This is a genomic window from Kumtagia ephedrae, assembly GCF_003012745.1.
Classification (GTDB): domain Bacteria; phylum Pseudomonadota; class Alphaproteobacteria; order Rhizobiales; family Rhizobiaceae; genus Kumtagia; species Kumtagia ephedrae.
Window position 1 is genome coordinate 114,212 of sequence record NZ_PXYK01000006.1, and the last position, 26,263, is coordinate 140,474.

At 67.1% G+C, this 26,263-nt stretch carries 28 protein-coding genes; 12 read left to right on the top strand and 16 right to left on the bottom strand.

The genetic code is table 11. The features are described from left to right. Positions 1 to 24: 24 nt before the first annotated feature. The 9 genes from moaB to C7I84_RS08120 form a co-directional block, all read right to left on the bottom strand. Entirely contained in the window at positions 25 to 570 is a 546-nt protein-coding gene (gene moaB, locus C7I84_RS08075) for a molybdenum cofactor biosynthesis protein B (protein WP_106771658.1), read from the bottom strand. Between the two features lie 244 nt (positions 571 to 814). Continuing rightward, the gene (locus C7I84_RS08085; RefSeq protein ID WP_106771660.1) at positions 815 to 1,714 is read right to left on the bottom strand and encodes a 4-(cytidine 5'-diphospho)-2-C-methyl-D-erythritol kinase; all 900 of its coding nucleotides are present in this window, start codon (positions 1,712 to 1,714) and stop codon (positions 815 to 817) included. Positions 1,715 to 1,724: 10 nt separating this feature from the next. Continuing rightward, on the bottom strand, positions 1,725 to 1,910 hold the full coding sequence (locus C7I84_RS08090; protein WP_106771787.1) for a hypothetical protein: 186 nt from the start codon (positions 1,908 to 1,910) through the stop codon (positions 1,725 to 1,727). An 81-nt stretch (positions 1,911 to 1,991) separates the two neighbouring features. Then, complete coding sequence (locus C7I84_RS08095) at positions 1,992 to 2,861, bottom strand: S49 family peptidase (protein ID WP_106771661.1); 870 nt, start codon at positions 2,859 to 2,861, stop codon at positions 1,992 to 1,994. Positions 2,862 to 2,938: 77 nt separating this feature from the next. Continuing rightward, positions 2,939 to 3,715, bottom strand: a complete 777-nt coding sequence (locus tag C7I84_RS08100; RefSeq protein ID WP_245428347.1) for a tRNA1(Val) (adenine(37)-N6)-methyltransferase — start codon at positions 3,713 to 3,715, stop codon at positions 2,939 to 2,941. 52 nt (positions 3,716 to 3,767) lie between these two features. Beyond that, positions 3,768 to 3,992, bottom strand: a complete 225-nt coding sequence (locus tag C7I84_RS08105; RefSeq protein ID WP_106771662.1) for a putative signal transducing protein — start codon at positions 3,990 to 3,992, stop codon at positions 3,768 to 3,770. 41 nt (positions 3,993 to 4,033) lie between these two features. Next, on the bottom strand, positions 4,034 to 5,347 hold the full coding sequence (locus tag C7I84_RS08110) for a TRAP transporter large permease (protein ID WP_106771663.1): 1,314 nt from the start codon (positions 5,345 to 5,347) through the stop codon (positions 4,034 to 4,036). Beyond that, complete coding sequence (locus C7I84_RS08115; RefSeq protein WP_106771664.1) at positions 5,344 to 5,856, bottom strand: TRAP transporter small permease; 513 nt, start codon at positions 5,854 to 5,856, stop codon at positions 5,344 to 5,346. Before C7I84_RS08115 ends, C7I84_RS08110 begins: the two co-directional genes overlap by 4 nt. Before the next feature lie 106 nt (positions 5,857 to 5,962). Further along, positions 5,963 to 6,937 carry a C4-dicarboxylate TRAP transporter substrate-binding protein gene (locus C7I84_RS08120; RefSeq protein ID WP_106771665.1) on the bottom strand — a complete coding sequence of 325 codons (975 nt, stop codon included), beginning with the start codon at positions 6,935 to 6,937 and terminating at the stop codon, positions 5,963 to 5,965. 243 nt (positions 6,938 to 7,180) lie between these two features. On the opposite strand from C7I84_RS08120, the gene C7I84_RS08125 reads away from it, so the two are divergent. The 7 genes from C7I84_RS08125 to C7I84_RS08160 all read left to right on the top strand — a co-directional run bounded on the left by C7I84_RS08125 (position 7,181) and on the right by C7I84_RS08160 (position 15,814). Next, positions 7,181 to 8,191, top strand: coding sequence for a polyprenyl synthetase family protein (locus tag C7I84_RS08125; protein WP_106771666.1), 1,011 nt, complete (start codon positions 7,181 to 7,183; stop codon positions 8,189 to 8,191). 134 nt (positions 8,192 to 8,325) lie between these two features. Further along, a complete protein-coding gene (locus tag C7I84_RS08130; RefSeq protein WP_106771667.1) occupies positions 8,326 to 10,104 on the top strand; it encodes a tetratricopeptide repeat protein in 1,779 nt (592 codons plus the stop codon). A gap of 95 nt (positions 10,105 to 10,199) precedes the next feature. Further along, entirely contained in the window at positions 10,200 to 10,784 is a 585-nt protein-coding gene (locus C7I84_RS08135) for a riboflavin biosynthesis intermediates N-glycosidase (RefSeq protein WP_245428348.1), read from the top strand. 74 nt (positions 10,785 to 10,858) lie between these two features. Further along, positions 10,859 to 11,302 (top strand): antitoxin Xre/MbcA/ParS toxin-binding domain-containing protein, encoded by a 444-nt coding sequence (locus tag C7I84_RS08140; protein WP_106771669.1) that lies wholly within the window; start codon positions 10,859 to 10,861, stop codon positions 11,300 to 11,302. Continuing rightward, positions 11,302 to 11,763, top strand: a complete 462-nt coding sequence (locus C7I84_RS08145; protein ID WP_106771670.1) for an RES family NAD+ phosphorylase — start codon at positions 11,302 to 11,304, stop codon at positions 11,761 to 11,763. Before C7I84_RS08140 ends, C7I84_RS08145 begins: the two co-directional genes overlap by 1 nt. A gap of 136 nt (positions 11,764 to 11,899) precedes the next feature. Further along, complete coding sequence (locus C7I84_RS08150; protein WP_425351313.1) at positions 11,900 to 12,997, top strand: glycine--tRNA ligase subunit alpha; 1,098 nt, start codon at positions 11,900 to 11,902, stop codon at positions 12,995 to 12,997. A 3-nt stretch (positions 12,998 to 13,000) separates the two neighbouring features. Beyond that, positions 13,001 to 15,814, top strand: coding sequence for a glycine--tRNA ligase subunit beta (locus C7I84_RS08160; RefSeq protein WP_106771671.1), 2,814 nt, complete (start codon positions 13,001 to 13,003; stop codon positions 15,812 to 15,814). Positions 15,815 to 15,869: 55 nt separating this feature from the next. Here the strand turns inward: C7I84_RS08160 and C7I84_RS08165 are convergent, their stop codons facing one another. Beyond that, positions 15,870 to 16,379, bottom strand: coding sequence for a hypothetical protein (locus C7I84_RS08165; protein WP_106771672.1), 510 nt, complete (start codon positions 16,377 to 16,379; stop codon positions 15,870 to 15,872). A gap of 144 nt (positions 16,380 to 16,523) precedes the next feature. On the opposite strand from C7I84_RS08165, the gene C7I84_RS08170 reads away from it, so the two are divergent. From C7I84_RS08170 to C7I84_RS08190, 5 genes are all read left to right on the top strand, one after another. Further along, entirely contained in the window at positions 16,524 to 17,501 is a 978-nt protein-coding gene (locus C7I84_RS08170; protein ID WP_106771673.1) for an L-threonylcarbamoyladenylate synthase, read from the top strand. Positions 17,502 to 17,504: 3 nt separating this feature from the next. After that, positions 17,505 to 18,941 (top strand): FAD-binding oxidoreductase, encoded by a 1,437-nt coding sequence (locus tag C7I84_RS08175; protein ID WP_106771674.1) that lies wholly within the window; start codon positions 17,505 to 17,507, stop codon positions 18,939 to 18,941. Positions 18,942 to 19,347: 406 nt separating this feature from the next. Beyond that, the gene (locus tag C7I84_RS08180; RefSeq protein WP_133170074.1) at positions 19,348 to 20,052 is read left to right on the top strand and encodes a hypothetical protein; all 705 of its coding nucleotides are present in this window, start codon (positions 19,348 to 19,350) and stop codon (positions 20,050 to 20,052) included. Then, the gene (locus C7I84_RS08185) at positions 20,049 to 21,110 is read left to right on the top strand and encodes a GSCFA domain-containing protein (RefSeq protein WP_165816026.1); all 1,062 of its coding nucleotides are present in this window, start codon (positions 20,049 to 20,051) and stop codon (positions 21,108 to 21,110) included. The genes C7I84_RS08180 and C7I84_RS08185 overlap by 4 nt, the downstream gene beginning before the upstream one ends. Positions 21,111 to 21,400: 290 nt before the next feature. After that, positions 21,401 to 21,973 carry a DUF6101 family protein gene (locus C7I84_RS08190; RefSeq protein WP_106771677.1) on the top strand — a complete coding sequence of 191 codons (573 nt, stop codon included), beginning with the start codon at positions 21,401 to 21,403 and terminating at the stop codon, positions 21,971 to 21,973. A 97-nt stretch (positions 21,974 to 22,070) separates the two neighbouring features. Here C7I84_RS08190 and C7I84_RS08195 read toward each other — a convergent pair whose 3' ends face one another. The 6 genes from C7I84_RS08195 to C7I84_RS08220 form a co-directional block, all read right to left on the bottom strand. Further along, positions 22,071 to 22,550, bottom strand: a complete 480-nt coding sequence (locus C7I84_RS08195) for a F0F1 ATP synthase subunit B (protein WP_106771678.1) — start codon at positions 22,548 to 22,550, stop codon at positions 22,071 to 22,073. Positions 22,551 to 22,561: 11 nt separating this feature from the next. Next, on the bottom strand, positions 22,562 to 23,224 hold the full coding sequence (locus C7I84_RS08200; protein ID WP_106771679.1) for a F0F1 ATP synthase subunit B: 663 nt from the start codon (positions 23,222 to 23,224) through the stop codon (positions 22,562 to 22,564). A 61-nt stretch (positions 23,225 to 23,285) separates the two neighbouring features. Then, entirely contained in the window at positions 23,286 to 23,510 is a 225-nt protein-coding gene (locus tag C7I84_RS08205) for a F0F1 ATP synthase subunit C (RefSeq protein WP_091918644.1), read from the bottom strand. A 70-nt stretch (positions 23,511 to 23,580) separates the two neighbouring features. Beyond that, positions 23,581 to 24,330 (bottom strand): F0F1 ATP synthase subunit A, encoded by a 750-nt coding sequence (locus C7I84_RS08210; RefSeq protein ID WP_106771680.1) that lies wholly within the window; start codon positions 24,328 to 24,330, stop codon positions 23,581 to 23,583. A gap of 40 nt (positions 24,331 to 24,370) precedes the next feature. Next, positions 24,371 to 24,772 (bottom strand): AtpZ/AtpI family protein, encoded by a 402-nt coding sequence (locus C7I84_RS08215; RefSeq protein WP_245428350.1) that lies wholly within the window; start codon positions 24,770 to 24,772, stop codon positions 24,371 to 24,373. A 228-nt stretch (positions 24,773 to 25,000) separates the two neighbouring features. Then, positions 25,001 to 26,176 (bottom strand): cell wall hydrolase, encoded by a 1,176-nt coding sequence (locus C7I84_RS08220; RefSeq protein WP_106771789.1) that lies wholly within the window; start codon positions 26,174 to 26,176, stop codon positions 25,001 to 25,003. Between the last annotated feature and the right edge of the window lie 87 nt (positions 26,177 to 26,263).

Sequence of the window (26,263 nt, forward strand, 5' to 3'; positions counted from 1 at the left end):
CGGAGCTGACCTCTGGCGCGGCCGTCAGGACTTGCCGCCGCGCCGCAGATGCTCGTCCAGCCGCGGCATGATCTCGACGAAGTTGCAGGGCGTGTGCCGGTAGTCGAGCTGCGACTTGAGGATGCCATCCCAGGCGTCGCGGCAGGCGCCGGGCGAGCCCGGCAGCACGAAGACGAAGGTGGCGTTGACGACGCCTCCGGTCGCCCGGCTCTGAACCGTCGAGGTGCCGATCTTGTCGTAGGAGATGCGGTGGAAAACCTCGGAAAAGCCGTCCATGCGCTTGTCGAAGATCGGCTCCAGCGCCTCCGGCGTCACGTCGCGGCCGGTGAAGCCGGTGCCGCCGGTTGTGACGACGACGTCGACCTTTTCGTCGCGCGACCAGGCCAGCACCTTTTCCCGGATTTTGTCCTTGTCGTCGGTGACGATGGCGCGGTCGGCGAGGATGTGCCCGGCCTCCGCGATGCGGTCGGCCAGCGTTTGGCCGGACTTGTCGTCGGCCAGCGTGCGCGTGTCGGAGACGGTCAGCACCGCGATGCGGACGGGGATGAAGGGGCGGTCGGAAGGAGCCATCAGGGTCTCGTCCAGTCTTGTCGTCGCGCAAACTCCGACAGACCGCGTTCCTTCGCACCCCCCTCTGTCCTGAGCCTGTCGAATGGGCCGGACATCTCCCCCGCAAGGGGGGAGATGGGCCAGCAGTTTTGGTTTCGCCAATCGCTTGCGTTGCAGGACGAGCGGCGAGGGGGAAGCGGCCAATCTCCCCCCTTGCGGGGGAGATGTCCGGCAGGACAGAGGGGGGTGCGAAGGAGCGCCATGGTCAGTCCTCTTGTCCAAACGAACCGGAACCACCCGTCCCGGTCGCCGTGACGAACCAGCCCGGCCGCGCCGCGGCGATCGCGGCCGCCGCGTCCTGGGCGGCCGCGCCGTCGGCGAACACGCCGAAGCAGGTGGCTCCCGAGCCGGACATGCGGGAGAACAGCGCCCCCTCCCCCGCCAGGACGTCGAGCGTCCCGCCGATCGCCGGTTCGAGCGACAGCGCCGGCGTCATCAGGTCGTTGCGGGTGACGGCGAGCCAGTCGAGCAGCGGGGCAGCGGCGATCCGCTTCGGCAGCGGCGGCAGTGGTGCGTTGTCGCGGCTCGCCAGGGCGGCGAAGACACGCGGCGTGGCAACTGCCACGCGCGGATTGACCAGCACCAGAAAAAGCGGCGGAAAGCCATCGATATCCTCGATGTCCTCGCCGACGCCGCGTGCCATCAGCGGACTGGAGCGCAGGCACATCGGCACGTCGGCACCGAGGGAGAGCCCGATTTCCGCGAGGCGGGCGGCGCCGATATCGAGATCCCAGTGGCGTGCAAGCGCCCGCAACACGGCGGCCGCGTCGCTCGACCCGCCGCCGACGCCCGACATGGCGGGGATGTTCTTCTCGAGCGCGATCAGGACGGGATCGCCGGCTCTCCGGCCGGCGACGGCGCGCAGCGCGTCGCGCGCCCGAACGACAAGGTTTTCCGGGCCGTCTGGAACCTCTGCGGCGAACGGCCCCCGGACCGAAACGACATCCCGCGCGGCCGGCTCGACGGCAATCCGGTCGCCGAAGGCGGTGAAGACGGACAGGCTCTCGATCAGATGATAGCCGTCGGCGCGCCGGCCGACGACGTGCAGCGCCAGGTTGATCTTGGCGGGCGCGGCCTCGGCGACCGCCGCGACGGCAAGCTGCATGGAAAACCCGTCAGTCCTTGGCGGGCCGGTATTCGCCGGTCTTGGGATCGAAGACCAGCGTACCGTCGGCGTGGTTGCGCGCCTGCTGCTCGTGCCGCCGGATCTTCGCCGTCACCCGCTCCGCCTCGCGCACGAAGTGGCGGTAGCCGAAATAGGCCACGATGCCGATGATCGCGAAGAAGATGAGCTGCGGCATGTCCATTCCTCCCTGCGTCGAGCGGACTGCATGACCGTTCAGGTCGAGGCAAGCCCCATCATAGCGTCAACTGCCCTGCCATCAAAGCCCGAAGCGGCTCCACAGCGCCCGCTCGGCCGCGGCGTCGATGAGCCCGTCCGCGGCTGCGGATGCGATGTCGGCCGCCGGCGAGCTCCCGCGCACGCTGAAGAGACCGAGCCGGCGGCCGAACAGCCCGCGCGGCGGCGCGATCAGCTTCAGCCGCGTCTTGGCGCCGAAGCGGTCCTTCAGGAAGCCGCGCATGTCGCCGATGCCGTCGGCCAGCCCCAGCTCCACGCCCTTCCTGCCCACCCAGAACAAGCCGGTGAACAGGTCCGGATTGTCTGCGAGCCGCGCGCCGCGCCGCTGCCTGACAAGCTCGATGAAGCTTTCATGCATGTCGAGCTGCAGTGCCTTCAGCCTCTCGACGTCCTCCGGCTTCTCGGGCTGGAAAGGATCGAGCACCGACTTGTTGGCGCCGGCCGTATAGACGCGGCGCTCGACGCCGACCTTCTTGAGCAGTTCCGGAAAGCCGAAGGTGGCCGAGATGACGCCGATCGAACCGACGATCGAGAACGGATCGACGATGATCTCGTCGCCGGCGGTGGCGATCATGTAGCCGCCCGAGGCGGCGACGTCCTCGACGAAGACGAACACCTTCTTGTTGTTCTCTACCGCGAGGTCGCGGATGCGCTTGTGGATCAGCCGCGACTGCACCGGCGAGCCGCCGGGCGAGTTGATGGAGATGGCGACGGCCGGCGCCTCCTTGTCGGCGAAGGCCTTCTCCAGCAGCCCGGCGGTCGAGGCGAGCGACAGGTTCTGGCGGAACTGGCTGCCGCCGGCCATGATCGCGCCGCTGAGGCGCACGACGGGAATGGTCACGCCCTCCGGCCGCATCGATTTCGGCAGCAGGCGGCGCAGCAAGGACTTCACGGGTGCGGGGCTCCATCTTCAAACGTGTCGCAACGCATGTAGGCATTGCCGCGCGCCGCGCAATGCCGATGTCGCGGTCAGTCCCCGAAAAGCGAAGCCTCGCCGGCGCCGATCGCCTCGGCGCGGGAGGTGAAGCGGCGCTCCGCGCCCTCGTGCAGGAAAAGCGGCGGCAGCAGCGACGGCGCGCCGCGCCCGCCGCGAACCGCCCGCAGCACGATGCGGATCGCCGGCTCGGCGGCGCCGGGATGCACGGGAAGAATCTCGACCGAGCCGAAGCGGCCCGACAGAGCGGCCAGGATCGGCGCGAGCGATGCCGGGCGGGCGATCAGCGCCACTTTTCCGCGCGGCCTGAGCACGGCGGCGGCGCTGCGCAGCCAGGTCTCGAACGAGCCATCCTCCGCGACATGCGCCTCGCGCCGCAGGGCGTCGGGAGTGGCGCGGTCGCGGCCGTCGTTGAAGGGCGGGTTCATGAGCACGAAATCGGCCGAGCGGTCGGCAAGCCCGGCGGCCTGGCGCGCCTTGCCGGCGAGCGCGACGTCGGCGACCAGCACGGAAGCGCGCGCGGCAAGCTCGCCATTGCCGGGGTGGTCCAGCGACAGCCGGGCATAGCTGGCCATCTCCGGCGAGCGCTCGACCAGCAGAACCGAGGCTTGCGGACAGCGCGACATCACCGCCAGGCCGGCGGCCCCGGCGCCGGCACCGAAATCAGCGACATGGCCGGAAAAATTGGAAGGCACCGCCGCTGCCAGCACCAGCGCGTCCATGCCGGCGCGATGCCCGCCCTTCGCCGGCTGCACGAGGACGAAGCGGCCGCGATGGAAGGTGTCGATCGTGTGCGGGCTTTGCGCGATCAAGGCGGCGAGCCGGAGTGCTGCGATTGGAATTTCAAGCTGCGAAAACTCGCCTTCACCGCTCCCGCATCTCGTTGCCGATGCCGGCGTCGGCGAACAGGCGGCGCGCCTCCTCGGCGTCGTCGTCGGCCACCAGGATGCGGCGCGGCAGGATGCCGATGGAGCCGTCGAGCACGCTCATGTTCTGGTCGGCGACCAGGCATTCGATGCCGGCGTCGCGCAGCAGCGACTGCGCGAAGGAGAGGACGACGGCGTCATTGGTGCGGATCAGCTCGATCATCGGCGGAAAGTGGCAGCTTGCGCGACTGATGTAAACGGCCGCTACTGGACCGCCACCGACCCGTAGACCATATTCGGCAGCCACAGCGACAGGCCGGGCACGGCGCTCAGGATGACGAGCAGCAGCGCCATCATGGCGAGGTAGGGTAGCACCTCGCGCGCATAATCCATCATCGGCACGCGCATCACCATGGAGGAGATGTACATGAGGCCGCCGACCGGCGGCGTGATGCCGGCGATGGTGAGATTGGCGATGAAGACGATGCCGAAATGCACGCGGTCGATGCCGACGCCGTCGATGATCGGCAGCAGCATCGGTGTCAGGATGATGAGCGCCGCGGAGCCCTCGATCGCCGTGCCGATGATGATCAGCACCAAATTGATGAGGAGCAGCATCAGCAGCGGGTTGTCGGTGATGCCGCCGAGCCAGCTGGACATGGCCTGCGGCACCTGTTCCCAGGCGAGATAGAAGCCGAAGGCGGCGGCCGCGCAGATCATGATCATGACGGTGGCGGAATCGCGCACGGCCTCCGCCAGCACCTCCGGGATCTGGCGGATGGTGAACTCGCGGTAGCCGAAGACGGCGACGAACAGCACGTAGACGACCACCACGGCGCCGGCTTCCGTCGTGGTGAACAGGCCGTAGCGTGTGCCGGCGAAGATGACGATCGGAATGGACAGCGCCCACAGCCCGTCGACCAGCGCCTGCCAGCCCTCGGCGCGTGTCGCCCGCTTGTCGCGCAGCGCCTTGTAGCCGCGCTTCTTTGCGATGAAGTACGTCGTCACCATCAGGCCGGCGGCAAGCAGCAGCCCCGGCACCACGCCTGCCGCGAACAGTCTTCCTATCGAGGTCTCGGCGAGAAAACCGTAGACGATGAGGCCGATCGACGGCGGGATGAGGCTGGTGATGATGGCGGCCGACGAGGTGATGACGGCGGCGAAGGCGCGGCTGTAGCCGCGCTCGGCCATCTGGATGCCCAGCGTCTTGGCGAGCATGGCGGCATCGGCATTGGCGGAGGCGGTGAGGCCGCCGAGCAGCGTGCCGAGCACGGTGCACATCTGCGCCAGCGCCCCGGTCATGTGGCCGACCAGCACGTCGGCCAGATTAAGCAGCCGCCGGGTGATGCCGGAAGCGTTCATGATGCAGCCGGCGAGCACGAACAGCGGCAGCGCCAAGAGCGAGATGGACTGGGTACCTTCGGCGAACTCCTGCGCGAAATTGGACAGCGGAATCATGTCCATGTTGAGCAGGAAGAAGGAGAGCGCGCCGATCGCCATCGCCCAGGTGATGGGAACCGACAGCAGGAACAGGAGCACGACCAGGGCGGAAGGCCCGGCGAGATGCAGCAGGGTCATATCAGCGAATCCGCGTGCTGGAGCGGTTTTGGCGCCCAGGGCCGCATGACGGCGAGATGCTGGGCCAGCATGCCGAGCGAGGCGACGGCCAGCGGCGCATAGATCAGGCCGCGCGACAGATCGAGCGCGATCGTGTGCACGTTGCGCGCCGTCCAGGCCTGCCAGGCGAAAAGCAGCGCCATGGCAAGAAAGAACGCCGCGAGCAAAAGGTAGTTGAACCAGACGATGGCCTTCTGCCAGCCGTCGGGAAGTGCTGCGACGAGCCCGTCGATCGCCGCATGCGTGCCGAGCCGCACGCCGGCCACCGCGCCGAAGAAGACGAGGTAGGCGAAGGCGATGACCGCTATCTCGTAGGTCCAGGCGGCCGGCTGCGGGAAGACGTAGCGGCTGACCACGCCCCACAGGATGGAGCCGACGATGGCGAGCAGCGCGACGACGCCGACGGCCTCGTCGGCGCGCGCCAGGCTGAGCAAGGGTTTTTCCTTGCGGGATTCCGGCTGGAGAGCCATGAGCCTTCCTGTGTTCGATAGCGGCCGGCTGCCGTCAGCGGACGGCTTTCCAGCCCTTTCTGCGGGTTCTCGCGGCAGGCGGACGGGGCGGCCTGCCGGAAGAACTCTACTTCATCGCGTCCTGGACACGGTCGTAGATGCCGGGCGTCAGATTGGGGACGGACGCGTAGGCGGCGCGCGAGGCTTCCATGAAGGCCGGCACGTCGACATCCTCGACGATCTCGACGCCGGAGTCGGCCAGCTGCTTGGCATAGCCGTCGTCCGTCTCGAGCGTCATCTTCGTCAGCTCGCCGGCGATCTTCTGGCCTTCCTCGATGAAGATCGTCTGCAGATCCTCCGGCAGGCTGTTGTAGAAGCTGGCCGAGGTGACCCAGGCGGTGAACATGGCCTGGTGGTTGGTCTTGGAGATGACTTTTCGCACCTCGTTGAGCTTGGCGCCGACCACCGAGCCGAACGGCGCCTCCGCCGCATCGACCACGCCGGTCTGCAGCGCGTTGTAGACGTCGCCCCAGGGCAGTTCGGTCGGCCGCGCGCCGAAGCCGCGGAAGGTCGCCAGCATGATCGGCGAGGACGGGACGCGGATCGTCACGCCTTCGAGGTCGGCCGGCTTGCGCACCGCCTTGTCGGAGATGACGTGGCGATAGCCGAACAGGCCGTTGGGCATGATGATCTTGAGGCCCTGCGCCTCCAGCTTGCCCGAAAGCTCCTTGTAGAGCTCGGAGGCGAACAAGCGGTCGCTGGCCTCCAGGCTCGGATAGACATAGGGACCGGCGAGGACGGAAAGATCGGGCAGGAACTGGCCGAGCTGGCCGTAGTCGGTGGCGCTGAGCAGGCTGGCGCCGCTCATCACCATCTCGTTGACCTTCTTCTGCGGCCCGAGCTGGTCGCCGGTCATCACCGTTATGGCGATGCGGCCGTCCGAGCGCTCCTTGATGCGCTCGGCGAAGGTGTTCATGGCCCGCACGATCGGCTCGTTCGGGTTCACCTGCGAGGTGGAGAAGCGCAGGCTGTATTCCTGAGCGGATGCGGCTGCGCAAACGGAGATGACGGCCGCTACGGCGGCTGCGACGACACGTATCAAGATAAGCCTCCCTATCCGATCGACATGATCGATCGTGCATTCACATATGAATGATCTACTCATAAGAGAACATTTTTCCACCTTCCGTCAAGCGCATTTTTAGAGGCGGAGCCGCCGGCGGCCGCCAGCCGCGCCAATTCGTCCCCTTTCGTTGGCCTGCCGGGCGCCCTAGCTTGGCCGGAAGGGCTTGCGTATCGCCGCATCATGGGTATTTCGTGCGGCTCGAAATCGAGGAGTCTCGCCTTGGGTGTCGTGCTCAACATCGAAGACGGCAAGCGCCCGTCGATCAACCGGCTGCTGGAGCTGACGGCCGCCGACATGGGCCGCGTCAACGAACTGATCCTGTCCAAGGCGGGATCGGATGTCGAGATGATCCCGGAGATCGCCAACCACCTGATCTCTTCGGGCGGCAAGCGGCTCAGGCCAATGGTGACGCTCGCCACCGCGCAGATGTTCGGCTATTCCGGCGACGGCCACATCAAGCTCGCCACCAGCGTCGAGTTCATGCATACGGCGACGCTGCTGCATGACGACGTGGTCGACGAAAGCGACCTCAGGCGCGGCAGGAAGACGGCGCGCATGATCTGGGGCAACCAGGCGAGCGTGCTGGTCGGCGACTTCCTGCTCGGCCAGGCTTTCCGCATGATGGTCGACGTCGGCTCGCTGGAGGCGCTCGACATTCTCTCGACCGCGGCCTCCATCATCGCCGAGGGTGAAGTGATGCAGCTTGCAGCGGCGAAGAACCTGGAGACCACCGAGGACGAGCATTTCGCCGTCATCAAGGCCAAGACGGCGGCGCTGTTCTCGGCCGCCGCCGAGGTCGGGCCGGTGGTCGCGGGAGCGACCCGCACCGACCGCGCGGCGTTGCGCTCCTACGGCATGAATCTCGGGCTTGCCTTCCAACTCATCGACGATGCGCTCGACTATGGCGGCGATTCCAAGAAACTCGGCAAGAATGTCGGCGACGATTTCCGCGAGGGCAAGGTGACGCTGCCGGTGATCCTCTGCTACCGGCGCGGCACCGCGGAGGAGCGCGCCTTCTGGAAGCAGGCGATCGAGGACAATGTTGCCGACGACGCGGCGCTTGAGAAGGCGCTCGCGCTGATGACGCGGCACGGCGCCATCGCCGACACGATCGGCCGGGCGCGCCATTTCGGCGAGATCGCCCGCGACGCGCTGGCGCCGCTGCCGGCGACGCCGCAGAAGGCGGCACTGCTCGACGTTATCGATTTCTGCATAAGTCGCGTGGTCTGATGACGCGCCTCGCGTCCTCGTGATTCGCCGGCCGCCGCGGCGGATTGAACCGGGATCGCAAAAAGGCCATGCTTGTGCGCTTCACCGGGTCGCGACTTGATCCGCTTGGCGCGGCAATGCCGGAAAGGACAGTGATGCGGAAACGTCTGGTTTGGCTTGCGAGCGTCTCGGCCCTGACGGCCGCGATCCTGATGGGACCACCGGCGCTGGCCAAGCGCGCGGCCGACTCCGTCCAGATCGGATCGTTCACCGGCGCCTATCTCGCCGCCCGCGTCGCTGAGGTCGACAACGACATGGGCGCGGCGATCGACTATTACCGGCGCGCGCTCGAATTCGATCCCGACAACCAGCAGCTCCAGCAGAGCCTGATGCTGGTGCTGATCTCCGTAGGCCGCTTCGACGAGGCGTTGCCGCTGGCCGACCGGCTGAAGACCGTGCCGGAGGTCGAGCGCTTCTCGCGCGTCGCGCTGGCGGTCGACGCCTTCCGCAAGAAGGACTACCGGGAAGCCGGCAACTGGCTGCAACTGGCGCTGGAATCCGACCTCGACCGGCTGGTCACCGGTCTCATGGGCGCCTGGGCAAAGGCCGGTCGCAACGAGGGCTCGGAGGCGCTCGCCGACCTCGACGCGCTCGACGGCCCCGAATGGTTCGCGATGTTCGCCACCTACCACCGCGCCCTCATCGCCGACATGGCCGGGCTGACCGAGGAGGCGGAAGCCTCCTATCAGGCGACGCTTGACAATGCGGCGGCCGGCAGCGCCGCGCCCGAGACCTGGCTGCGCGCGGCCGAAGCCTATGCCGGCTTCCTGGCGCGGCGCGGCGACAGGAACGAAGCGCTCGCCGTCATCGGCAAGGCGGAGGAATTCGCCTCGGGGCGGCTGTCGCTGGTGGCGCTGCGCGAACGGATCGAAAAGGGCGAGACGCCGGAAGCGATCGTCACCACGCCGGCGGACGGCGCCAGCGAGGTGCTGCTCGACCTGGGCGCTGCGCTCAACCGCGGCGGCGGCGAGCCGTTCGTGAAACTCTACCTGCAGCTCGCGCTGGCGATGCGGCCGAACAGCGACGCGGTGCTGCTGCAGCTCGCCTCGGTGGCCGAGCAGCAGAGCGATTCGGAAGAGGCGATCTCATTCTACGAGCGGATCCCGGCCGCCTCGCCGCTGAAGCGCGCGGCCGAGCTGCAGCTCGGTCTCAACCTCGCCGACCTGAAGCGCCACGACGAGGCGATCAAGCATCTGACGCGGCTGCTCGATTCCGATCCGACCGACATGCGCGCCTATCTTGCGCTCGGCGGCGTCTATGCCTCCAAGGAGGACTACAAGTCGGCGGCCGAGCTGTACGACCGCGCGGTCGAGCGGCTGAAGGAGCCGACCAACGCCAACTGGAACGTGTTCTACCAGCGCGGCATCGCCTATGAGCGGCTGAAGCAATGGCCGAAGGCGGAGCCGAACTTCCGCAAGGCGCTGGAACTCTACCCCGACCAGCCGCAGGTGATGAACTATCTCGGCTATTCCTGGGTCGACATGAACATCAATCTCAGCGAGGGACTGGAGCTGATCCGCAAGGCAGTCGATCTCAGGCCGAGCGACGGCTACATCGTCGACTCGCTGGGCTGGGCCTACTACCGGCTCAACCGCTTCGACGAGGCGGTGGTCGAGCTGGAGCGCGCCGTGTCCCTGAAGCCGGACGACCCGGTGCTCAACGACCATCTCGGCGACGCCTACTGGCGGGTCGGCCGCAAGCTCGAGGCGACGTTCCAGTGGCGCCACGCGCGCGATCTGAAGCCCGATCCGGACGTGCTGCTTTCCGTCCAGAAGAAGCTGAAGGAAGGCCTGCCGGCGCTGGAAGGCAAGACGGCGCTCGAAGCCCCTGCCCCGCCCGCCCCGAAGGTGGTCGACCCCGACAAGAAGGGGTAGTCCGGGATCGTGACCGGAACCGGTGGCGCGGAAGACCTGCGTCCTCTGGCTCAGGCCACCGGCGGCGAACCGACGGCATGGGAGGAGACGCATCCATGTCAGCCATGAAATTCTCCCGCCAGCGGCTGGAGCGGGAGATCGGCGCCGGTGCGTCGCCTCGCTTCCTGTTCTTTTGGGGCCATCAGCCGTCGAAGGACGGCAAGCCCAACGCCTCCTGCTTCAGCCAGTGGTGGCCAGCGCAGTTCGAGGTCGATGGCGTCCGCTATCCCACGGCCGAACACTGGATGATGGCCGGCAAGGCGAGGCTCTTCGGCGATGCCGAGACGACCGCGCGCATCATAGCGGCCGACAGCCCGAAGGAAGCCAAGCAGTTCGGACGGCTGGTGCGCGGTTTCGACGAGCGGCGATGGGATGAAGAGAAGCTGGGCATCGTCGTGGAGGGCAGCGTCCACAAGTTCGGGCAGAACGAGCCGCTGAAGGACTTCCTGCTCTCTACCGGCGATGTCGTGCTGGTCGAGGCAAGCCCGGTGGACCGGGTGTGGGGGATCGGGCTTGCAGTCGACGACGAGGGAGCGCTCGACCCAAGGCAGTGGCGCGGCGATAACCTGCTCGGCTTTGCCCTGATGGAGGCTCGCGACAGGCTCAGGTCCGATGCGGACTACCGTGCCATCGCACACTGAAGGCTTATCGCGGCTTTCCATTGCACATCCGGCAACATGCCCTATATTTTTAGGCAGATTGCCGGAGACAGTTCATGGCTGCCTACACAGCAGTAATCGAGAATGTGGCCCACAAGCTTGGCGGTACTGCCGTGCTTGGAACGGACGTCCGGTCGCAGGCCGACCTAGCAATGGCGGTCCGGCGGCGGCTTCCGCTGTCCGCCTTGAAAGGTCTTTCGGCAGCCGGCCTGAGTGAGCAGGAGATCGAGCGTTTCATCATCCCGCAACGCACGCGCCGACACCGCGCCGAAAGGAATCAGCGGCTGACGGTCGAGGAATCCGACCGTGCCGTCCGGCTCGTCCGCATCCAGTCCCTGGCGGAAGAGACCTTCGGCGATGTCGGAAAGGCGAACCGCTGGCTGCGCAAGGAGCTGGCCGAGCTGGACGGAGAGGCGCCGCTGACGGTGGCGCAGACCGAGGCCGGGGCGCGCGTAATCGAAACCATTATCGGCAAGATCGCCTGGGGTGCGGCCGCCTGATGCGGCTGTGGCGGCTTTCCAGCCGGCAATTCGCGGAAAGTTTCGACGGCGGCTACGGCCTGCTGTTCGACGGGCGATGGAATACGGTGGGGCGGCCGGTAACTTACGCCGCAACCTCTCCGTCACTGTGCGTTCTGGAAAAGCTCGTCCATGTCGAAGATCCGGCGCTGATGCCTTCGCTGGCGATGGTGATCTATCGCGTGCCGGACGATGTGCCGGTTGCGCGCCGCGATCTGGACGATCTTCCGCCGGATTGGCGACGCCGGGAAACCGAGACGCAGCACATCGGCGACGAATGGCTGGCCCGCCTGGAGGCCGCCATCCTGTTCGTCCCCTCGGTAATCGTGCCCATCGCCGGCAGTCCGGATCAGAATCTGATCGTCAACCACCGTCACCCGGCCACGGCTGAAATCACGATCGAGCGTATCGAACCGTTTGAGCTGGATGTCCGGCTGTTGTGACGATTCTCCGACGTGGAGCGACCGGCGCACCATCCCGTTCCGCCAAACTTGACGCTCCCAGCGCGGAACACTAGGACGGGGCCACCTTTTCCAGCCCGCCGACGAGGCTCCGTTGTCTGCCAGCCTGCCCGACCATATGCACCCCAGCCGTTCGTTCCAGGGGCTGATCCTGACGCTGCACAATTACTGGGCCGCCTATGGCTGCGTGGTTTTGCAGCCCTACGACATGGAGGTCGGCGCCGGCACCTTCCATCCGGCGACGACGCTTCGCGCGCTCGGGCCGAAACGCTGGAACGCCGCCTATGTACAGCCGTCGCGGCGGCCGAAGGACGGCCGCTATGGCGAGAACCCCAACCGGTTGCAGCACTACTACCAGTACCAGGTCATCCTGAAGCCGAACCCGCCGGACCTCCAAAAACTCTATCTCGGCTCGCTGGAGGCGATCGGCGTCGATCCGCTGCTGCACGACATCCGCTTCGTCGAGGACGACTGGGAAAGCCCGACGCTGGGCGCCTGGGGGCTCGGCTGGGAGTGCTGGTGCGACGGCATGGAGGTGTCGCAATTCACCTATTTCCAGCAGGTCTGCGGCATCGAATGCGCGCCGGTGTCGGGCGAGCTCACCTACGGGCTTGAGCGGCTGGCCATGTATGTGCAGGGCGTCGACAACGTCTACGACTTGAACTTCAACGGCCGCGACGGCGACGAGAAGGTCACCTATGGCGACGTCTTCCTGCAGGCCGAGCAGGAATATTCGCGCCACAATTTCGAGCATGCCGACACGGCCATGCTGCTGCGCCACTTTGACGACGCCGAGAAGGAATGCCAGGCCCTGCTGAAGGCCGGCGCGCCCCTCTCCCCCCTCGAGGGGGAGATGGCCGCAAAGCGGCCAGAGGGGGTAACCTCAGAAGGCACCTCCAGAACGTCGAGCACGGCCGTAGCGACCCCTCCCGACCAGCCTTCGGCTGGCCACCCTCCCCTCAAGGGGGAGGGGAGCCACCGCATGGTCTTCCCCGCCTACGACCAGGCGATCAAGGCTTCCCACGTCTTCAACCTGCTCGATGCCCGCGGCGTCATCTCGGTCACCGAGCGGCAGAGCTACATTTTCCGGGTAAGAGAATTGGCGAAGCAATGTGGTCTTGCATTTCTTAAGACCGAGGCGGGCGGATTCGCTCCCAATAATGCTCCCAATAATACTGACGCATACAAGAATCATCCGCTTTTTGGAAAATTCTAGCCGATGCCCGACATTCTCCTTGAACTCCGCTCCGAGGAAATCCCCGCCCGCATGCAGCGCAAGGCGGCGGGCGACCTGCGCAAGATGGTCACGGACGGTCTTGTCGAGGCCGGCCTAATCTACGAGGCGGCGCGCGAATACTGGACGCCGCGGCGGCTCGTGCTCGATGTGCGGGGGCTCACTGCCCGCTCGAAGGACGTGCGCGAGGAGCGCAAGGGCCCGAGCACAAAAGCGCCCGACCAGGCGATCCAGGGTTTTCTGCGCTCCGCCGGGCTTACCGACATCGCGCAGGCGGAAATCCAGACGGACCCGAAAAAAGGCGATTTCTACGTCGCCCGCGTCGTCAAGCCGGGCCGCGCGGCGGAGGAGATCATCGCCGCGCTGCTGCCGGAGGTGATCAGGACGTTTCCGTGGCCGAAATCGATGCGCTGGGGCGCCGCGTCGGGACCGAAAGGGTTGCGCTACGGCAAGACCGAGGGGCGCGGCGGCGAGGCGCTGCGCTGGGTGCGGCCGCTGCAGTCGATCGTCTGCACCTTCGGGCCGGAGACCGAGGAGCCGGTGGTGGTCGATTTCGCGGTCGACGGCATCCGCTCGGGCAACACCACCTACGGCCACCGTTTTCACGCGCCCGAGGCGATTTCCGTCAGGCGCTTCGACGACTACGTGGCCAAGCTGGAGGCGGCCAAGGTGATCATCGATGCCGAGCGGCGCAAGGAGATCATTCTCAGCGACGCGAAAAATCTCGCTTTCGCCAACGGGCTCGACCTGGTCGAGGACGAGGGCCTGCTGGAGGAGGTGTCGGGGCTGGTCGAATGGCCGGTCGTGCTGATGGGCGAGTTCGACGAGGCGTTCCTCGCCATCCCGGCCGAGGTGATCCGGCTGACGATCCGGGCAAACCAGAAGTGTTTCGTGACGGCGCCCCTCTCCCCCCTCGAGGGGGAGATGTCGGCGAAGCCGACAGAGGGGGTAACCTCAGAAGGCACCGCCAAAAGAACGTCGAGCACTGCCGAGGCAACCCCCTCCGCCGCCTTCGGCGCCACCTCCCCCTCGAGGGGGGAGGGAAGGCTGGCGCCGCGGTTCCTCCTCACCGCCAACATCGAGGCCAGGGACGGCGGGCGTGAGATCGCCCACGGCAACGGCAAGGTGGTGCGGGCGCGGCTATCCGACGCGCTGTATTTCTGGAAGACCGATCAGGCCGACCTGCCCGACCTCGACAAGCTGGAAGCATCGGCGGAAAAGTTCGGTCTGAAGCGCGATGCGGTCGGAAAACTCCTGCCGCTCGACCAGCGCATGGCCCGCCTCGACCATCTCGGCGTGACCTTTCATGCGAAGCTCGGAACGCAGGGCGAGCGTGTCGAGCGCATCGCAAGACTTGCTGAAGAGCTGGCGCCGACGGTCGCGCTAGCTTTCTCCCCCCTTGCGGGGGAGATGGCCGGCAGGCCAGAGGGGGTACCCTCAGAAGGCACCACCGGAACGTCGAGCACTGCCGGAACGACCCCACCCGGCCGCTTCGCGGCCACCCTCCCCTCAAGGGGGAGGGAAGCGTCGAGCACTGCCGGGACGCCCCCCTCTGTCGCCTCCGGCGACATCTCCCCGGAGATTGGCGCCCTCGCCCGCCGCGCCGCGCTGCTCGCCAAGGCGGACCTCACGACCGAGGTGGTCGGCGAGTTTCCCGAGTTGCAGGGCGCCATGGGCCGCAAATACGCGCTGCTTCAGGGCGAGAACCCGTCCGTCGCTGCCGCGATCGAGGAGCACTACAAGCCGCAAGGCCCGTCCGACCGCGTGCCGACCGATCCCGTGTCGATCGCCGTCGCGCTGGCCGACAAGCTGGACACGCTGGTCGGATTCTGGGCGATCGACGAGAAGCCCACAGGGAGCAAAGACCCCTATGCGCTGCGCCGCGCGGCGCTGGGGGTGATCAGGATTGCGGTAGAGAATCAGGTGCGATTAAGGCTATTTCCTCATTTTCAATCGCTATGGATATTTCATTTGCTGAATGAGCGGTCTGATCAGCGAAAGATCATCAAAGATCATCTTCTGACACTTGAGCATATGTCTCCATCTGTGCGATTTGCAAGGCTGAAAGAGTTTATCGATTCACTTCCTCGCTCGCGAAGAAATCCACACAGCGACGATGCTCTTCCTGATCTCCTCTCCTTCTTCCACGACCGCTTGAAAGTCTACCTCCGCGACCAGGGCGCGCGGCATGACCTGATCGACGCGGTGCTGGCGAGCCGGGCGCCACTCTCCCCCCTTGCGGGGGAGATGTCGGCGAAGCCGACAGAGGGGGTAACCTCAGGAGGCACCGCCAAAGGAACGTCGAGCACCGCCGAAGCTACCCCCACCGCCGCCTTCGGCGGCACCTCCCCCGCAAGGGGGGAGGGCGCGTCGGCGAACGACGACCTGCTCACCATCGTGCGCCGGGTCGAGGCGCTGGGCTCCTTCCTCGACAGCGAGGACGGCAAGAACCTGCTCGCCGGGACGAAGCGCGCCGCCAACATCCTTGCCGCCGAGGAGAAGAAGGGCACGGCGATCGCCGCTATCGTTGACCCGGCGCTGTTCCGCGAGGATGCCGAGAAGGCACTGTTCGCGGCCGTGAACCAGGCCGAGCGGGAGGCCGGCGAGGCGATCCGGCAGGAGGATTTTTCGGCCGCCATGCGGGCGCTGGCGGCGCTGCGGGCGCCGGTCGACAGCTTCTTCGACAAGGTGCTGGTGAACGACGAGGACGTGGCGGTGCGGGCCAACCGGCTGGCGCTGCTGGCGCGCATCCGCGCCGCCACCGGCCAGGTCGCCGATTTCTCGAGAATCGCCGGATGATCCTTTCGCCCGAGCCGGCGCCGGCCCGGATGCGTCGGCCCGCCTGTTTCCGGCGTCACATGGGCAGGATCGCCGGTCCCGGCGCGGCTGGCGGCGTGGGCGGCGCCAACTCGGGCCGAGGCGTGGAAACAGGCGCCGGCCCGGAGGCGGCAGGTTGCGGTTCCGCCATTGGCGGAGCAGGCTGCCGGGACGCCACGGCCTTGTCCTTTTTCCCTTCCTTGCGGCCATTCCGGGACTTCGACTGCGGCGGCTCGACCGGCTCGGCCGCCCCGCCCGAGGCTTCGTCGACAACGCCGCCGCGGATCACCACAGGGGTGGCGTGGGCCCCGGCCGCTTGCCCCGCCGCCGGCCGGCCGAAAGCGACCATCGACGGGCTAACCGCCCGCCGCGTCGGGGCGGCGGCATCCGCCGCTGCCCGCTCAGCGCCGGCGGATTGCGGCTTGTCGACAGCCGTGATGGAAGAAGACCCGCTTGCCTGGTGCGGCGGCGCCTCGACCAGCGACGACGCCTGCGCACTGCCCGAAACCAGCGCGAGAATCGCCAAGGTCGCGCCTGTCAGCCGCATGGGTCCCCCAAAAACGCTTCGATTGACTTTCGGCGTGCCGAAGCCGATGCCGTGGCCACAATCGCATCGAGTGGTTGATCAAGTTTCACGAGACCGGGGCAAAGCCATGATCGCGCGGGCCCATTCTGGAGAGAGGGTTAACGCTTGGCTGAGGTGATCGCCGCTGGCTCCGCGATGGAGGCCGCGCTGGCGCTGCTTTCGGCCGGCGAAGTGGTCGCCGTGCCCACCGAGACCGTGTACGGGCTGGCCGGCGACGCCACCAGCGGCGAGGCGGTGGCGCGCATCTTCGAGGCGAAGGGCCGGCCGCGCTTCAACCCGCTGATCGCGCATGTCGGCTCGCTCGCCATGGCCGAGGAACTCGCGATCTTCGACCCGCTGTCGCGGCGGCTGGCCGAAAAATTCTGGCCGGGGCCGTTGACCCTCGTCCTGCCGCTCAAACCCGGATCGGCCATCCATCCGCTGGTCACCGCGGGTCTCGACACGGTGGCGCTGCGCATGCCGCGCGGCTTCGCCGCCGGGCTGATCGCGCGGCTGGGCCGGCCGTTGGCCGCCCCCAGCGCCAACCGCTCGGGCCGCATCAGCGCCACCACGGCCGCGGCGGTGGCCGAGGATCTGGGCGAGCGCATCCCGCTGGTCGTCGACGACGGCCCGACGCCGGTCGGGGTCGAATCCACCATCGTCAAGGTTGAGGACGGGCGGCCGAGGCTGCTGCGCCCCGGCGGGGTCGCAGCGGCGGAGATCGAGGCGGTTGCCGGCATGGCGCTGGCAAGGAGCGGCGCCGCTGCCGGCATCGAGGCGCCGGGCATGATGACCTCGCACTACGCGCCGGGTGCCGCGGTCCGCCTGAACGCGGTCGAGACGTTCGCAGACGAGGCGCTGCTCGCCTTCGGACCGCAGCGCGCCCGCGGCGCCGAGCAGGCGCTCGCCATCCGCAATCTTTCGGAGCGCGGCGACCTGCGCGAGGCGGCTGCCAACCTGTTCTTCCACCTGAAGGAACTGGACCGGCTCGGCGCGGCCATGATCGCCGTCGAGCCGGTGCCGGACACCGGCCTCGGCGAGGCGATCAACGACCGGCTGGCGCGCGCCGCGGCGCCGCGCGATGCAGACGACGACAATGAGTGAGAGATGACAACCGAGATCTTTGACGACGTGTCCTTCCAGGCAGTGCTCGACCGCTTCGCGAAAATCGTCGGCCCCGCGCATGCGCTGACCGACGCCGCCGACATCGCGCCCTTCGTCACCGAGCATCGCGGCCTCTATCCCGGCCTGACGCGACTGGTGCTGAAGCCGGGCAGCGTCGAGGAGGTCGGCCGCATCCTGAAGCTCGGCAGCGAGACCGGGACGGCCATCGTGCCGCAGGGCGGCAACACCGGTCTGGTGGGCGGCGGCGTGCCTGACCGTTCCGGCCGGCAGGTGGTGCTGTCGCTGTCCAGGCTGAACCGCATCCGCGAGGTCGACACGCTCTCCAACACCATCACCGCCGAGGCCGGCGTGATCCTGCAGAGCCTGCACGACGCGGCCGAGGCGGTGGACCGGCTGTTCCCGCTGTCGCTCGCCTCGCAAGGCTCCTGCGAGATCGGCGGCAATCTCTCCACCAATGCCGGCGGCACGGCGGTGCTGGCCTATGGCAATGCGCGCGAACTCTGCCTCGGCGTCGAGGTGGTGCTGCCCACCGGCGAGATCTTCGACGATCTGCGCAAGCTGAAGAAGGACAATACCGGTTACGACCTGAAGAACCTGTTCGTCGGCGCGGAAGGCACGCTGGGCGTGATCACCGCGGCGGTGCTGAAGCTTTTCCCGAAGCCGCGCGGCAAGGAGGTGGCCTTTGCCGGGCTGGTCTCGCCGGAAGCGGCGCTCGACCTGCTCGGCCGCGCGCAGGAGCGCGCCGGCTCGGGACTCACCGCCTTCGAGCTGATCGGCGCGCGCCCGATCGAGTTCGCGCTGCGTCATCTGTCCGGGGGTGTCGCTCCGCTCGCCGATCAATGGCCCTGGTACGTGCTGATGGAGGTCTCCTCCAGCCGCTCGGCCGAGGAAGCCCGTGCGACGATCGAGGAAATCCTCGGCGAGGCGCTGGAGGCTGAGCTGGTCGGCGACGCGGTGATCGCCGCGAGCCTGGCGCAGGCCGCCGCCTTCTGGAAGCTGCGCGAGGACATTTCCGACGCGCAGAAGCCCGAGGGCGCCTCGATCAAGCACGACATCTCGGTGCCGGTCGCCTCGATCCCCGCCTTCATCGCGCGCGCGGCCGAGGCCGTCGCCTCGGTCAGCCCGCAGGCGCGCGTCGTCTGCTTCGGCCACATGGGCGACGGCAACCTGCACTACAATGTGTCGCAGCCGGTAGGCGCCGACCCGAAGGAATATCTCGCCCTCTACAAGCCGATGAACAAGGCCGTGCACGATGTCGTGCGCGACCTCGGCGGCTCGATCTCGGCCGAGCACGGCATCGGGCAGATGAAGCGGGCCGAACTCGCCCTCACCGCCCCGCCCGTGGCACTGGACCTGATGCGGCGCGTCAAGGCCGCTTTCGACCCGGCCGGGATCATGAATCCGGGCAAGGTGATCTGAGGGATCCGCTTCCGTGCCCTCGGGGCTCTGACAAGGGGCTTTGCACAGATTTCACCGCACCGGCGGCACCGGGATCGGCCCGGTCGGCGGCACCGGTGTCGGCGTCGGGTCGGGCGCAGGATCGGGATCGGGAAACGGTCTGGGCGGGTTCGATTGCATCGGGACCTCCTTTGCGCTCAAACGTCCTGCCCACGCCCCGGTTCCGCCGCACCTCCCCGACGCAGGATCGATCGCCCCGGCTTGGCCGCCCCGAAGCGTCGCGGGACCGGCAGCGAAACTGCGACTGCCTGCTGCTAAGGCTTTCGAGGCGCTCGGCCCGCCCTGTCTCTTGACTGTCGCGCCGATGCCGGCCTAGCATCTCGCAGATGCGAAGGCATCCCTTCGCAAGCGCGAGAGAGGCGGCCGTATGATCCTGGTGGGTGGCAGCCATGCAACGGCGATACGTCAGGCGGCCCGGTCGATGGGTGTCGACCTGAACTTCCACGTCTTTCACCGCAACTCCCCGCTCTGGCCATCCGGAAAAGAGCTGTTCCAGCCGGAATTCCTGGCAGAGTTCAACGGTCTCGAAGGCACCATCTTCTCGTCGCTGGGCGGCAACAGCCACAACGTCATGGGCTTGATCGAGCACCGGGCTCCCTTCGACTTCGTCCACCCCAGGATCAAGACCAAGGCCAAGACCGACGATGACAGGACCTGGGTGCCGTTTTCGGCCGTCAAGCAGAGCATCGAGCAGACCGCCGGAACATTCCTGCGGCTCCTGCAGGGCTTTGCGGAACGCTATCCCGGACGCGTGGTCCACCTGCAGTCGCCACCGCAGATCGAGGACGAGACCTTCATTCGCCAGGGTATCGTGGACAAGGGAACGGATGCCAGAAAGACCGGGCTGGCAAAATTCGGCATCGCCCCCGCCGCCCTGCGGTACAAGCTGTGGCGGCTCAACTCGGAGATATTCGAAGAAAGGTGCGCCGAACTCGGGGTCAAGTTCGTTCCCGTGCCGTCTGCCTCGATAACGCGGTCGGGCTTCCTGAAGCGGAAATATTGGGGCGACCCGACGCACGCCAACGCCGCCTACGGCAAGCTCGTCCTCGAACAGATGAGGCAGCACGCGTGACACATCCCTACAGGAATGCGCCCGACTACCGACGCTGGAGCCGGGCGATGGGAGGTCTCGCCGGCGAGGCCGTCGATCCCGTCGTGTCGTTCCCCTTCAGGGTCGGCAGAACCGAGCGGGTCGTGACCGCCGGGAGCTGCTTCGCCCAGCATATCGCCCGCTATCTCACCGAGCAGGGCTTCAACCATTACATCGCCGAGCGGCCGCACACGGTCCTGAGGGAAGAGGTCGCAAGAGAACACAATTACGGCATGTTCTCGGCCCGGTACGGAAACATCTATACGGCCCGCCAGCTGCGGCAGCTTCTGCAGCGCGCGCATGGCCGCTTCGTGCCGAAGGAGGAGTACTGGCTGAAGGGAGAACGGTATCTCGATCCGTTTCGTCCGCAGATCAATCCCGGCGGCTTCCATTCCCTGGAGGAGCTTCGCCGCGACCGCAAGCAGCATCTGGAGCGGGTGCTTCACGCGTTCAAGGCCGCTCGCGTGTTCGTCTTCACGCTCGGGCTGACCGAGGCGTGGGTCGACCGCGAGGACGGAGCCGTCTTCCCGATCTGCCCGGGGGTGGAGGGCGGCACGTTCAGCCCGGACCGCTACGCATTCGTCAACTTCTCCCTCGCCGAAGTCCTCCTGGACATGAAATTGGCGATCCAGGCGCTGCGGCGCCTCAATCCGAAACTCAAGATCATCCTCACGGTCTCGCCCGTTCCCCTGGCGGCGACGGCCGAGGACCGCCATGTCCTGGTGTCGACGACGCTGTCGAAGAGCGTGCTGCGCGTCGCCGCCGACACGCTGTCGCGCGAGATCGCCAACGTCGCCTATTTCCCGTCCTACGAGATCATCACGGGCAACCATGCCCAGGGGCGGTACTTCGACCGGGACCTGCGCTCCGTGACCGAGGAGGGCGTGCGCCACGTCATGAGGCTGTTCTTCCAGCACGCCGCGGAAGAGGGCGAGGCACCGGTCCCCGCCAAAGCGCCCAGCGCCCGGTTGCGCGAGGAAGATGCCGCCCGGGAGGTGGCCGAAGTCCTCTGCGACGAGGCCTTGCTCGATCCGACCTGATCCGGCGCCGGCACCAGCTGCCGTCGCTTCGGTGTTCAGGCGCATGCCATGGCATGCGCTCGTGAGCGGCGTTCTGCTCGCGCATTTAACCTCCCGTTGAGATGGATTTCCCAATCCTTGCGGTGGGTTGCATTCCGCTAACCATCGGCCGGATCAGGGAAAATTTAACCGATTTCCTTAAGCGGGCAGGTAAACCCGCCGCGCTATTGTCTTGCTCATAAAGAACCCGGCCAACCGGGACAGGGAGACCGGAACACCGGCTCTCGAGAGCGACAGGAAGGCAGTCAAAAATGAGCACGAGCACCCGACTGATGCCAGTCTGGGCGGGACGCAACATGCGCCTCGACCCCTCCCGCTTGCCGCAGGTGGTGAGCTACGCCAGCCGCGACGACCTCGGCGACGTCACCTTCACCATCGACCGCCGCGGCGCCGTGCTGCGCCGGCGGCTCGACCGCAGCGGCCTGCCGGTGACGGTGGCGCTGCCGGCGCGCGCCTTTCTCGGCGTGGCGGCCCGCGCCATGGAGGACGAGACGGGCACCGTCACGGTGACGCTTGAGCTCCTGCACCGCGACCCCATGCTGTCGGTGCCGCTGCTGGTCGCCGACGATCTCGAGGACGTGGCCGCCGACTGGCGCGCCTGGTCGGACGCCTACGGGCTGCCGATGCTGCTGGTCGAGGCCGACGGCGTCGCCCGCACGCTGGAGGAATCGCTCGGCGCCGCGATCAGGGCGCTGCCGCCGCAGGCGCGGCGCCAGGGGCGCGCCACCCGGGCGCGCCGGCCGCGCTTCCTGGTGCGCCGCAAGGCCGGCGACCTCGGCCTGCGCCTGGTGGTCGAGGGGCACGAGATCATCGCGCCGTTCTGAGGCCGAACCGGCGGTGTCACACGCAAATCACCGCCGGATCACAACAAAAAGCCGCCGGAATCCGGCGGCTTTTTGTATCTGCTAACCGAAAAAGCGATCAGTTCAGGCGGGTTTTCAGCGCGTCGAGCGAGGATTTGAACAACTCGCCGCCGACCTTCTGGTCGACCTTGCCCGCGAGCACGGTCCGCGCCGCCTCGACGGCGATATCGACCGCCCTGGCGCGCACCTCGTTGACGGCGTCGCGCTCGGCCTGGCCGATCTTCTGCTCGGCCAGCGCGGCGCGGCGCGTCACATAATCCTCGGTCTTCTGCTTGGCCTCGGCGACGAGCTGGCCGGCCTCGCGCTTGGCGTGCTCGACGATCTCGGCCGCTTCCTTCTCGGCTTCCTTGCGCTTGCGCTGGTACTCGGCCAGGAGCTGCTGCGCCTCTTCGCGCAGGCGGCGGGCTTCCTCCAGCTCGGCCTTGATCTTCTCGGCGCGGGCGTCGAGCGACTTGCCGACCGTGCCCGGCACCTTCATGTAGAAGATGAGGGCCAGGAAGAGGACGAGGGCTACGGTGGCCCAGAATGTGGCGTCCATGATCCGCTCCCTCAGCCTTGCGCCGACTTCACGGCCGCGGCGACCGCGGCCTTGTCGACGGTCCCGCCGACCAGCTCGCGCACGATGGCGGTTGCCGTGTCCTCGGCGATGGTGCCGACTTCGTTCATGGCCTTGCCCTTGATCGCGGCGATGCTGGCCTCGGCCTCTCCGAGACGGCGATCCAGATCGGCCTCGACGCGCTTGCGCTCGGCCTCCGCGTCGGCCCGCGCCTTGTCGCGCGCCTGCTGGCCGATCGTGTTGGCGTTGGCCTTGGCCTCGGCCAGTTCCTGCTCATAGGCGGCGACGGCCGCGTCGGCCTCGCCCTTCATGCGGGCAGCCTGATCGAGATCCTGGGCGATGCGGTCGCTCCGCACCTCGAGGATGCCGCCGATGCGCGGCAGCACGACCTTCTTCAGGAACAGGTAGAAAAGCCCGAAGGTGATCGCCAGCCACAGGAGCTGCGACGGGAAGGTCGATGAATCGAACGGCGGAAACAGGTCCGAGCCGTGGTCGGCGCCGGTTTCGGTATGAGCCCCGCCTGCCGGATGCGCCTGGCCCTCGGGATGGGCTTCTCCGATCGGATGCGCTTCGCCCGCCGGGTGCGTCCCGCCTTGCGTATGAGCTTCGCCTTCCGCCGGGGCGGTTTCCTGAGCGTAGCCAGGTGTCACAAACATCTTCTTCCCCTGTCCGGAACCGGCCGCGCCATGCGGCCGGCAACATCTTCACCCGAAAAGATCAGGTGAAGAGGAGCAGGAGGGCGACGAGCAGCGAGAAGATGCCCAGCGCTTCCGTCACGGCGAAGCCGAAGATCAGGCGGCCGAACTGGCCGTCGGCGGCCGACGGATTGCGCAGCGCGCCCGCCAGATAATTGCCGAAAATGGTGCCCAGGCCGATACCGGCGCCGCCCATGCCGAGGCAGGCGATACCCGCGCCGATCGCCTTTGCTGCATCTACTTCCATGTCAAACTCCTTGTGGATCGTAATCCGGTTGAGAAAATCTACGAGAGCGGCGCGCGCCGCCGGTTCGTCCTTAGTGGCTGGGGTGCAGCGCGTCGTTCAGGTACATGCAGGTCAGCACGGCGAAGACGTAGGCCTGCAGGAACGCCACGAGGAATTCGAGGGCGGTGATGGCGACCGTCATGATCAGCGGCAGGATGGCGCCGAAGACGCCGACCGCGCCGAACGCGCTGAGCGAGGTGACAAAGCCCGCGAAGACCTTCAGCGTGATGTGGCCGGCGAGCATGTTGGCGAACAGACGGACCGAGAGGCTGATCGGCCGCGACAGGAACGAGATCACCTCGATCAGCACGACCAGCGGCACGAGGATGCCCGGCACGCCCTGCGGCACGAACAGTTTCAGAAAGCCGAAACCGTGCTTCATGAAGCCGTAGACGATCACCGTGCCGATCACCAGCAGCGCCAGGGCGAAGGTGACGATGATGTGGCTGGTGACGGTGAAGAAATAGGGGAACAGGCCGAGCAGGTTCGCGACCAGCACGAACATGAACAGCGAAAACACCATCGGGAAGAACTTCATGCCGTGCGAGCCGGCGGCGTCGCGCAACATGTTGGCGACGAACTCGTAGGACATTTCCGACAGCGACTGCAGCCGGCTCGGCACCAGGCCGCGGCTCGACGTCGTCAGATAGAGGAAGGCGCCGGAGACGGCGACCGTCGCCACCATGAAGGCGGAGGAATTGGTGAATGAGAAGTCCATGCCGCCGATCTCGATCGGAATCAGCTTCGCGATCTGGAACTGATGGATCGGATCGTTGGCCATTCGGCCCCCCTCGGCTTGCGGCGCAGCGCGCCAGTCAAATTCAATCCTCGCGGCGGTCCGGGGTTGGCACCCTGGCGCCTGCATCGGCGATCTTTCCCGCCGACCGCATCACGTTGAGCACGCCGGCGGCAAACCCGAGCAGCAGGAACACGATCAGTCCCCAGGGCGAGGTTCCGGCCAACCGGTCGATGAACCAGCCAAGGCCGGCTCCAACCGCCACTCCGGCGATGAATTCGCTCGACAGCCTTAGCGCCTGGCCGTAGCCGACCGCGCCAGACGATCTGGCTGCATTCCCCGTGTCGCCCTCGCCGCGGCCGCGCGCCGCAAGCGATGCTTCGAGCCTTTGCCTTCGGCGCTCCAGCTCGTCGTCCGCAGCATGCTGCGGGTCGCCGCTTCCGGGTCCGGTTCTTCCGGCTTTACCTGGCTTTTTTTCGCCAGCCACCGCAACCCCCTCGCCCGGACGGGAGCTCGTGTCCGTCCGCTTCAAAGTCGCCGGCAACATAGTTAGAGGCCCTGCCCCCGTCAAGCCGCGTCGGGACTTCACAGCAGTTGTATTTTCCTGATATGATTCAATGGCTTGCTCGGGTGCGACATCCTGACCCGCGATTTCGGCAGCCGTGTCGGCGCCGGATCGGGCAAAAGCCGTGGTCGACGCGCCCTTGGAGAGTCGTCAGCTCCAGCCGCCGCCATAGGTGCGGTAGAAGATGTGCAGGCCGATCTTGGTCATCTTCTGCATGGCGCGCGCCCAGCCCGGGCTCACATATTCGGCGTAATAATGCGTCGCGGAGCCGACCTCCTGAATGAATATCTTTCCAGCCGTGACCGCCATCGCCACTTCCTGGGCGCGGCGGTAGTGGCCGGGGCTGAGTATGCGGTCCTTCTTGCCGTCGCAGGCGAAGGAGAACTGGCAGCGGTTGAACCAGGAATCGTTCTGATAGACGACGCCGCAGATCGTCTTCGGATAGGTGGGGTTGCGCACCCGGTTCAGCACCACCTGGGCGACGGCCGCCTGCCCGCGCAAGGATTCGCCGCGCGCCTCGAAATAGACGGCGCTGGCGAGGCATTGCTGCTCCTTGTCGGAGAATACCGAAGCCGGCAGCGGCTGCTGCATCCAGGCGTGGTCGCCCTCGGCGAGCGGCGGCACGAAGCGCCCGTCATTGGGATCGTCGTTCAGCAGCGCCTCGAAGGGCGAGGCGCTGGCATAGTCGGGCTCGCGCGCCGCATAGGCGGTGGCCAGGACGTCGGCCTTGTCGCTGGTGACCAGGTCGGCGAGATAGGCGGGAATCGCAGGGTCCGGCTTCTTCGCCTCCTTGACGTAGAAGGCGGTGGCGATCTGGATCTCCTTGCCTTTGATGTCGGGCTTGGCGAAGGCCATCTTCAGCTCGGGCTCGATCGTGGGCCTCAGCAGCATCGAGGTGCGCTCGAGGATCGAGCCGGCATTGAAGAATTTCGGCGGGGCCACCGGCGCGACATTGACGATGCGGCCCTTCTTGTCGGCGCGGTTGATGCGATCCTCGTCCGGAAGCGCAGCGGCGGCACCGACCTTGCCGCGGAAAGCCACCGCGCCGATGCCGGGCGCGGACATGCCGGAGCCGGAGATCGTTCCGGTAACGTCCGTATCGGTGAAAGGCATCTCGGCGGCATGCACCGAGCCGGCGACCGCCTTCTCGACATAGCCGCTCCAGCGCGTCGACCCGGCCTCGGTGCCGGAGACCATGCTGGCCATGTCCTGGTAGGCGACGCTGGTGGGGAAGCCGAGCCAGATGCCGGTTCCCACGACCAGCGCAGGCAGCACCGCCAGCCGGGGCACGAGGCGCGGCAGCGACCGCGCCGCCCGCCGCGCCATGCCGCCCGCGGCGACGCCCAGCGCCCGTGCCGCGCGGGCGCCGGCGACCAGACAGGAAATGACAATGAGAAGGGTCTTCGCGACCAA